7 protein-coding genes are annotated in these 8,498 nt (G+C 70.4%); 3 read left to right on the top strand and 4 right to left on the bottom strand.

Going from position 1 to position 8,498, the window contains the following annotated elements:
* Positions 1 to 231: 231 nt before the first annotated feature.
* Positions 232 to 1,734, bottom strand: a complete 1,503-nt coding sequence (locus AC1RTC_RS17100; RefSeq protein ID WP_493157802.1) for an APC family permease — start codon at positions 1,732 to 1,734, stop codon at positions 232 to 234.
* 144 nt (positions 1,735 to 1,878) lie between these two features.
* Here AC1RTC_RS17100 and AC1RTC_RS17095 point away from each other — a divergent pair, with 144 nt between their 5' ends.
* Positions 1,879 to 2,688, top strand: a complete 810-nt coding sequence (locus AC1RTC_RS17095; RefSeq protein WP_493157800.1) for an acetoacetate decarboxylase family protein — start codon at positions 1,879 to 1,881, stop codon at positions 2,686 to 2,688.
* A 258-nt stretch (positions 2,689 to 2,946) separates the two neighbouring features.
* On the opposite strand, the gene AC1RTC_RS17090 is transcribed toward AC1RTC_RS17095, so the two are convergent.
* Positions 2,947 to 4,290: a glutamine synthetase family protein gene (locus AC1RTC_RS17090; protein WP_493157798.1), complete on the bottom strand. Its 1,344-nt coding sequence runs from the start codon at positions 4,288 to 4,290 to the stop codon at positions 2,947 to 2,949.
* A gap of 55 nt (positions 4,291 to 4,345) precedes the next feature.
* On the opposite strand from AC1RTC_RS17090, the gene AC1RTC_RS17085 reads away from it, so the two are divergent.
* Positions 4,346 to 5,059: a type 1 glutamine amidotransferase gene (locus tag AC1RTC_RS17085; RefSeq protein ID WP_493157796.1), complete on the top strand. Its 714-nt coding sequence runs from the start codon at positions 4,346 to 4,348 to the stop codon at positions 5,057 to 5,059.
* 45 nt (positions 5,060 to 5,104) lie between these two features.
* On the opposite strand, the gene AC1RTC_RS17080 is transcribed toward AC1RTC_RS17085, so the two are convergent.
* Both AC1RTC_RS17080 and AC1RTC_RS17075 read right to left on the bottom strand, forming a co-directional pair.
* The gene (locus tag AC1RTC_RS17080) at positions 5,105 to 6,466 is read right to left on the bottom strand and encodes a pyridoxal phosphate-dependent decarboxylase family protein (protein ID WP_493157794.1); all 1,362 of its coding nucleotides are present in this window, start codon (positions 6,464 to 6,466) and stop codon (positions 5,105 to 5,107) included.
* Entirely contained in the window at positions 6,463 to 7,713 is a 1,251-nt protein-coding gene (locus tag AC1RTC_RS17075; RefSeq protein ID WP_493157793.1) for a cytochrome P450, read from the bottom strand. The genes AC1RTC_RS17080 and AC1RTC_RS17075 overlap by 4 nt, the downstream gene beginning before the upstream one ends.
* A 104-nt stretch (positions 7,714 to 7,817) precedes the next feature.
* Here AC1RTC_RS17075 and AC1RTC_RS17070 point away from each other — a divergent pair, with 104 nt between their 5' ends.
* Positions 7,818 to 8,309 carry a MarR family winged helix-turn-helix transcriptional regulator gene (locus AC1RTC_RS17070; protein ID WP_493157791.1) on the top strand — a complete coding sequence of 164 codons (492 nt, stop codon included), beginning with the start codon at positions 7,818 to 7,820 and terminating at the stop codon, positions 8,307 to 8,309.
* The last annotated feature ends 189 nt before the right edge of the window (positions 8,310 to 8,498 follow it).

The following is an 8,498-nucleotide window of genomic DNA, read 5'->3' as shown; positions in this document are numbered from 1 at the left end:
GATGCCGAGCCCCGTCGCGAGCTGGTTCACGGCGACCTGCTGGCTCTGCCCCGCCCGCCCCGCGCCCCGCCCCGCCCGCGCCCCGCCCGCGCCCCGCCGGTACGAAATGCAGGAGTGGAGCGCTCTCACGAGAACGCGACCGCCTGATTCTCGGGCTGGGCTCCCGAGAGCTCCTGCATTTCGTACCGGGCGGGCGGGACGCGGGGCCGGGGGTGGCGAGTCGGCCGGGGCCTAGGAGATCACGTCCCGCAGCAGTTCCTCGTTCGTCGAGCGGCGCAGGGACGCCACGATGAAGCCGACGACGAGCAGCACGAACGGCAGGAGCACGAGGATCCAGCCGACGGCGTTCATGCTCCACGGGGTGACCGTCGGGTCCACGCCCTCGGCGGCGGTGCCGGCGAGGATCGCGAAGCGGGACATGAGCAGGTACTCGCCGAGCACCAGGCCCACGATCGCGAGCACCGGCGCGATGACCGCCTGGAACACGTTGGCCTCGCCGCGGTTGCGGAGGAAGTACCGGATGACGGCGATCGAGACCAGGATCTCGATGAGCACGATCGCGAGCACCGCCAGACCGCTGAACCAGCTGAACAGGGTGAGGAACGGGTCGAGCTGGAGCACGGCGAAGAGGATGATCACAGCTCCGGCGATGATCGTCGTGAGCAGCGAGGCGTTGCTCGGGGCACCGCGGCGGTTGGTTCGGGCGAGGGCAGCGGGCAGCACGCCGCCGCGGGCCATCGCGAAGAAGTAGCGCGCCGACGCGTTCTGGAATGCGAGCAGCCCGGCGAACAGGCTCGAGATGACGAGGATGCCCATGATCGTGGCGAGCCACGGGCCGACGTACTCCGACGCGAGGCTGAACAGCACTGCGGCGGGGTCGACGAGTCCGTTCGAGCGCTGGAGCACCTGGTCGATGACCGCGGAGGAGCCCATGCCGGTGACCATCGCGAACGCGGTGATGGCGAACAGCACGGTGATGACGGCCACTGCCGCGTAGGTGGCGCGCGGGACGGCGCGCTTCGGGTCCTTCGACTCCTCGCCGTAGATGGCCGTCGCCTCGAATCCGATGAACGACGCGAACGCGAAGGCGAAGGCGATGCCCGCGGAGCCCGCGAGACCGCCGACGAGGATCTGGTCGGGCGCGAAGGAGGCAGCGAAGTTGAGGCCCTCCGGTCCGCCCGTGACGAGGATCGCGACGGAGGTGGTGAGCAAGGAGGCGAGCTCGAGCACCATGAGGACGCCGAGCACCTTGGCGCCGACGTCGACGCTGAGCAGGGAGAGGGCGGTGACGAGCGCCCAGGCGATGAGCGCCCACGCCCACCACGGCAGCAGGCCGAACTCGCCCGCGGCGACGACGCCGAGGAAGCCGTAGATCGCGAGCTGGATGGCCACGTAGGCGAGGATCGACACGAAGGCCGAGGCGATGCCCGCGTTGCGCCCGAGGCCGCGCCCGACGTAGGCGAAGAACGCGCCGGCGTTGGTGACCTTCTGGCTCATCGTCGCGTAGCCGACGCTGAACAGCAGCAGGATGAGGCCGATCGCGAGGTACGCGCCGGGCACCGCCGCGCCGTTGCCCAGCACGATGGCGACGGGCACGGCGCCCGTCATGCCGACGAGCGGGGCGGAGGCCGCGACGACGAAGAAGACGATTCCGATGACGCCGAGGCGGCCCTTGCGCAGGCCGCCCTTCGAGGTCTCGGAGCTGGTCTCGGTGGGGGCCGGGGATTGCGACATCTGACACTCCTCATTGAGCTTCGGGTACGCGAAGTCGTCCGTATCCAAACGACTTGTGACCACCTTGGCGAGCCCGCCCGCCCACGTCAATAGTTTGAGTCAAGTTCGTTCGGAACCGAATCGTTCTGGGCTACGCTCGTGCGCATGACAGCGCTCAACGGATTCCTGCCGCCCCTCACACCGCGCGGCTCGAGCTCACTGGTACCGAAGATGCCCTGGTACTACTCGGGCACCTTGCTCACGGTCGAGTACCGCACCGATCCCGCCAACGTCCGCGCGATCCTGCCGGAGGACATCGACCTCGCGCCCGAGGACCCGGGCGCGGTCGCGATCATCTGGGCCGACTGGCAGTCGTGCAGCGAGGGCGGCCTCGAGCTGCTCGACCCGGTCCGCTCCCAGTACCTCGAGGCGTTCGTGGTGGTGCGGTGCTCGTACGAGGGCGTCGTCTACAGCCGCTGCGTCGCGATCTGGGTGACCAAGGACTTCGCAATCGGCCGCGGCTGGTTCCAGGGCTACCCGAAGAAGCTCGGCTCCGTGCACGTCACACGGCTCTTCAACCACGGGCGCGCCACACCGCGGCTCGAGGCGGGCGCCCAGCTCGGGGCATCCCTCGCCGCCTACGACCACCGCCTCGCCTCGGCTGTCGTGACCCTGCGCGAGCCGTCCGAGAGCAACGGCTTCGTCAACGGCCACCGGATGCTGCACAACCGCTTCATGCCGTCGATCTCGCAGGGCCAGGGCCTGTCGTTCGACCAGCTCGTGACCATGGGCGGCACCGATGCCGACCTGGGGCAGGCGTGGCGCGGCGACGCCGAGCTGAGCCTCGCGGACTCCCCGTGGGACGAGCTGCACTCGATCCTGCCCGTGGGGGAGATCCTCGGCGGGTACTACCGCGAGCTCGGCGTCACGTTCGCGGGCGGCGAGCTCATCGCCGACCGGTCGCGCGCGGTGTAGGGGGCGGGTTGAGTAGGCCGCCCGCGGCCGTATCGAAACCTATGGCACAGGGGTTTCGATACGCGCGCTGGAGCGCCCTACTCAACCCGCCTGGGTTTCGATACGAGCGCTAGAGCGCCCTACTCAACCCGCAGGGGTTTCGATACGAGCGCTAGAGCGCCCTGCTCAACCCGCAGGGGTTTCGATACGCGCGCTGGAGCGCCCTACTCAACCCGCCTGGGTTTCGATACGCGCGCTGGAGCGCCCTGCTCAACCGGCCTAGTAGTCGGCGAGGTACTCGTCGATCTCCCACGGAGTGACGTCGCGGGTCGTCGGGTCCACGGTCTCGGACTCGTACCGCTCGACCTCGTCGCGCTTCATGAGGCTGAACACGTCGACGATCGCCGAGCCCATCGTGGCGCGCATGCTGTCATTCGCCCCGAGCGCGTCGAGCGCCGCCGTCAGCGACATCGGCAGGATGCCCGCAGCCTCGTCCTCGTACGCCCAGCCCTCGGCCGCCGCGGGCGCGGTGAGCCCGTTGCGCAGGCCGTCCAGCCCCGCGGCGAGGATGGCCGCGATCATGAGGTACGGATTGGCCGAGCCGTCGCCCAGCCGGATCTCGAGCCGCGTGCCCGCGCCGCGCTCGGGCGGCACCCGCAGCATGGCGCTGCGGTTGTCGTGGCCCCAGTTGGCGCGGTACGGGGCGAGGGTGTCGGGGCCGAGCCGCTTGTAGGCGTTGACCGTCGGGTTGGTGAAGGCTGCGACGGATGCCGCGTGCGAGAGGATCCCGGCGATCATCTGCTGCGCCCGGCTCGAGAGGCCCTCGCCGTCGTGCATGAGGTTCGCGCCGGTGGTGGAGTCGACCACGGAGAAGTGCAGGTGGAACCCGCTGCCGCCCTCGTCGCTCCAGGGCTTGCCGAGGAACGTCGCGTGCTTGCCGGTCCTCGCCACGATGTCGCGCACCGCCGTTTTGAACAGGAACGTGCGGTCGGCCGCGTCCATGGCCTCGCTGTGCCACAGGTTGATCTCGTACTGCGAGGGGCTGAACTCGTGGTTGCCCGCGAACACGCCGATATCCATCTGGTCGAGCATCCGGAGCAGGTGCAGGAGCGTGCCGTCCGGGTCGACCCACGCGCCGGTCGTGTAGACGCGGCCGGTGCGGCTGATGGCTCGGCGCCAGCCGTTCTCGTCGTGGTCGGCGATGTAGAACTCGAGCTCGGGGCCGACGACGGGCGTAAGGCCGAGCTCGGCGTACTGGTCGATCACGGCGCGCAGCACGGACCGCGGGGCGATGGCGCTGGGCGAGCCGTCTGGCTCGAGCGCGTCGGCGATGACGAGGGCCACTCCCGGCTCCCACGGCATCATCGTGAGGGTGGCCGGGTCGATGCGCGTGATGAGGTCGGGAAGCCCGGACGACATGATGTCGTTGCCGTCGAGGACGCCGCCGCGGGTGGTCGTCACCCAGACGCCCTGGCAGAAGGCGGGGCTCTTGGCCCGCTCGAGCTGGCTCACGAGCAGGTCCTTCGACCGCGTGATCCCGAGGATGTCCGGGAAGATCAGCCTCAGAACGTCGATGCCCTTGGCGTCGAGATCGGTACGAAGTGCTGCGACGTCGAGACTCATGTGTCCTCCGGTACAAAATCGTTCGGCCCTGAACGATTAGTGAGATACTAACGCGATGCGAGCCCTTTTCGTCCAGCACGACCACGTGAGCCCGACCGGCCCGGTGTCGCAGCGGCTCCGCGACCGGGGCTTCGAGGTGGACGAGATCCTGGTCGTGGACGAGGCGAACTTCGCCACCCCGAACGTCTCGTTCGAGTTCCCGGACGCGGGGGAGTACGACCTCCTCGTGCCCATGGGCGCGCCGTGGGGCGCCTGGGACGACGCGTGCATCGGCAACTGGCTGCTGCCGGAGATCGGCTGGCTGCGCGGGGCTCAGGATGCGGGCATCCCGGTGCTCGGTATCTGCTTCGGCGGGCAACTGCTCTCCCGCGCGCTCGGCGGCACCGTGGCCCGGGCGCCCAAGGCCGAGATCGGCTGGACGCCCATCCACACGGACGAGCCCGCGCTCGTGGGGCCGGGGCCCTGGTTCCAGTTCCACTACGACCGCTGGACCGTCCCCGCCGGCGCGACGGAGATCGCCCGCAACGCGGTAGCCTCGCAGGCGTTCACCGTGGGCCGCTCGCTCGCGCTGCAGTTCCACCCGGAGCTCACCGGCGACGCCCTCGAGGGCTGGCTGCGCGAGGGTGGCGCCCCGCAGGTGGTCGCCGACGGCCAGGACCCGGATGCCCTCCTCGAGCACACCCGGGCCGAGGAGCCCGCGGCCCTGGCGAGGACGAACGCCCTCGTTGACGCGTTCCTCGGGTTCAGCCGGTTGAGTACTGCGCTCTAGCGCCCGTATCGAAGCCGGGTTTCGATACGGCCGCGGGCGGCCTACTCAACCCGCCAGGGTCTCGAGCGCCTCCAGCACCGCGTCCGCGGACGTGTCCGGGTTCACGAAGGCGAGCCGCAGCACGGTCCGGCCGCGCCAGGTCGTGGGCACGCACAGGATGCGCCCCGCGTGCGACATCTCGGTCGACCATGCGCTGTACTGCTCGTCCGTGTATCCCGGCCGCTCGAACAGCAGCACGGAGAGCTCGGGCTCGCGCACAAGCTCCAGGTGCCCGGATGCCCGGATCCCCTCAGCCACGGCCCGTGCGGTGCTCAGGCAGAGCTCGACGGCATCCCGGTAGCGGTCGGTGCCGTGCGTGGCGAGGCTGAACCAGAGCGGGAGCCCCCGCGCCCGACGGCTCAGGTGCACCGCGAGCTCGCTCGGGTTCCACGACTCCCGGTCGATGTGGTCGAGGTAGCTCGCGTGCTGGGCGTGGACCGCCCGCGCCAGCTGGGGCTCCCGGTACACGAGCGCGCAGCAGTCGTAGGGCGCGAAGAGCCACTTGTGCGGGTCGACGATGAAGCTGTCCGCGCGCTCGACGCCGTCGAACAGCGGACGCGCGCTCGGTGCCGCGAGGGCGGCACCGCCGTACGCTCCGTCGACGTGCAGCCAGGCGCCGAACTCCCCGCAGACGTCGGCGATGTCGGCGAGGTCGTCGACGAGCCCCTCGTTGGTCGTGCCCGCGGAGGCGACCACGGCGAACACGTCCGGCTCGCGCTCGAGCACGGCGCGCAGGGCGGCGCCCGTGAGGTGGCCGCGCGAGTCGATCGGCACGTCGACGATCTCGACGTCCAGCGCGCGCGCGGCGACCGCGATCGAGGAATGGGCGTTGGTGGTGCAGGCGAGCTTCCAGCCGCCCGCGGGCCGGGATCCGCGCCGGGTGCGAGCGGTGTCGCGGGCCGTCATGAGCGCCGAGAGGTTGCCCGACGTGCCGCCCGAGACGAAGCATCCCCCCGCCGTCGTGGGCCAGCCGAGCAGGCCGGTGATCCACGCGAGAGCCTCGTTCTCGGCGTAGATGGCGCCGGCGCCCGCCTCCCACATGCCGCCGAAGATGTTCGAGGCGCTGGTGACGAGGTCGAAGGCGACCGCCGCGCGCGTGGGGGCGGCGGCGATGTAGGCGAGGTTGAGCGGGTCGTCCTGCGAGCGGGTGGCGGGCTCGAGCACCTCGTCGAAGATGCGGAGCGCCTCGGCGCCGCCGATGCCGCCCGGCACGATCGTGGGCCCCGCGGCGGCCGCGAGCTCGGACGCGCTGCGGGCCGTCGTCAGAGGATCGGTGTGGCGCACGACGCGCTGGGCCGTCCAGTCGAGGGCGAGCTGCACGACCTCCGACTCATCGCCCCAGATCGCATGCTCGCTGGGCTCGGTCACGAGAGCTCGACGCGCACCGGGAAGCGCTTGATGCCGTTGACGAAGTTGCTTCGCAGCCGGTCGGGCTCGCCGAGGGCGACCATGCGGTCGACCCGCGGGATGAGGCTCTCGAACATGATGCGGATCTCGAGCCGCGCGAGCGCGTTGCCGAGGCACATGTGCGGCCCGCCGCGGCCGAACGCCATGTGCTCGTTGGGGCTGCGGGTGACGTCCATGCGGTACGGGTCGGCGAAGACCTCGGGGTCGCGGTTGCCCGAGGCGAACCAGGTGACGACCTTGTCGCCCTCGCGGATCGCCTGCCCGTTGATCTCGGTGTCGCGCTGCGCGGTGCGCCGGAAGTGGAACACCGGGCTCGCGAGCCGGAGGAACTCCTCGACCGCCCACGGGATGAGCTCCGGCCGCTCCTTGAGCAGCGCGAACTGGTCGGGGTTCTGGATGAGGTAGTTCATCGAGTGCGTGATGGTGTGCCGCGTGGTCTCGTTGCCGGCGACTACGAGCAGCAGGAAGTAGCTGTTGAAGTCGCGCTCTGAGAGCGGGATGCCGTCTTCGGGCACCTGGTTCACCAGTCGTGCGACGAGGTCGGTGCGGTCTGTTCCGCGGCGCTCGTCGGCGAGCATCCGGCCGTACTCGAAGACCTCGAGGGCGGCGGGGGAGCGGAACGGCAGCAGTCGGTACTTCTCGCTCTCGGCCGACGACGCGAGCACGTCGGCGTGCTCGGGGTCGTCGTTGCCGACCATGCGGTTGCCCCAGTCGATGAGCTTGTAGATGTCGGCGTCGGGAACGTCGAGCATCTTCGCGAGCACCCGGATCGGGAAGTCCGCGGCCACGTCGGCGACGAAGTCGAACTCGCCCTTCGCGAAGGCCGCATCGAGGGTCGTCGCGGTGAGCCCGCGCAGGAAGGTCTCGTAGCCGGCGACGGCCCGGGGCGTGAACTCGCCCTGCATCAGCCGGCGCAGTGAGCGGTGCCGCACCCCGTCGGTCTCGAGCATCGACTTGCGCGCCTCGATCTGCTCGGCGTCGAGCTCCTCGAGGTTGACGGTGCCGCGCTCGCTGGAGAAGGTCTCGGTGTCTCGCAGCACGCTCACGATGTCGTGGTAGCGGGTGAGCGACCAGAATCCGTGGTTGGGGGCGTCCTCCTCATCCCAGTGCACGGGCTGGTTGGCGCGCAGCTCGTCGAATGCGGCCCACGGGTCGCCTGATTCGAACAGGTCGAGGTCGGCCAGGCTGACGTTCTTCGTTGAAGTCAACTCGATCCCTTCGTCGGGAGGTTGTTTGGATACGAACAAACACTAGGCGATCACCTCCCGGCGCGCGAGAGTTCGCGGCCCGAGAGGTCGAATAGAGTGACACCATGGCCGGACCTCACACCCTCGAGGAGACGGAGCGCCAGGTCGGCGCACGCCTCGGCGAGCTCCCCATCGACTACGCCGCGATGGCCGTCGCCTCCAACCTCTTCCGCGCGGCCAACGCCGTGCGCAACCACTTCGAGCGCACCGTCCTGTCGGAGAACAACCTGTCGTGGACGGCCTTCGTCGTGCTCTGGGTGGTCTGGATCTGGGAGCCGATCGAGACCCGCCAGATCGCCGTCGAGGGCGGCTTCTCCAAGGCGACGCTCACGGGAGTGCTGTCGACCCTCGAGGGCAGGGGCTGGCTCACCCGCACTCGCAGCACGACCGACGGCCGGCTCGTCGAGGTCATGCTCACGGATGCCGGGCGCGCGCTCATGACGGAGCTGTTCCCCGCCTTCAACCAGCAGGAGAAGCACATCGCGGGCCCGATCGACCCCGCGCGCCGCGAGGAGCTCGCCGAGATGCTCCGCGCGATCACGGCGAACGTCGAGTAGCGCCCGCCCGTCGGCCGGCGCCCCTGCGCGCGCCGGCGCGCCCCCGCCCTGCCCCCCGCAGCGCCCCTGCCCTGCCCCCCGCCCCGCCCATGCGGAGGTTTCGACACCATGCGCCCGCCGAAACCTGCGCATGGTGCCGAAAGGTCCGCACGGGGGGGCGCGGGGCGAAGCGGCGGCGCGGGGCAGGGC

This window comes from Rhodoglobus sp. GW821-FHT12B09, assembly GCF_058809925.1.
The sequence above is the reverse complement of the archived record's forward strand: the minus strand, read 5'-3'. Positions and strand labels throughout refer to the sequence as shown.

Coding starts and splice junctions, on each gene's coding strand:
- AC1RTC_RS17100 (WP_493157802.1), bottom strand. CDS start 1,734: ATGTCGCAATCCCCGGCCCCCACCGAGACCAGCTCCGAGACCTCGAAG.
- AC1RTC_RS17095 (WP_493157800.1), top strand. CDS start 1,879: ATGACAGCGCTCAACGGATTCCTGCCGCCCCTCACACCGCGCGGCTCG.
- AC1RTC_RS17090 (WP_493157798.1), bottom strand. CDS start 4,290: ATGAGTCTCGACGTCGCAGCACTTCGTACCGATCTCGACGCCAAGGGC.
- AC1RTC_RS17085 (WP_493157796.1), top strand. CDS start 4,346: ATGCGAGCCCTTTTCGTCCAGCACGACCACGTGAGCCCGACCGGCCCG.
- AC1RTC_RS17070 (WP_493157791.1), top strand. CDS start 7,818: ATGGCCGGACCTCACACCCTCGAGGAGACGGAGCGCCAGGTCGGCGCA.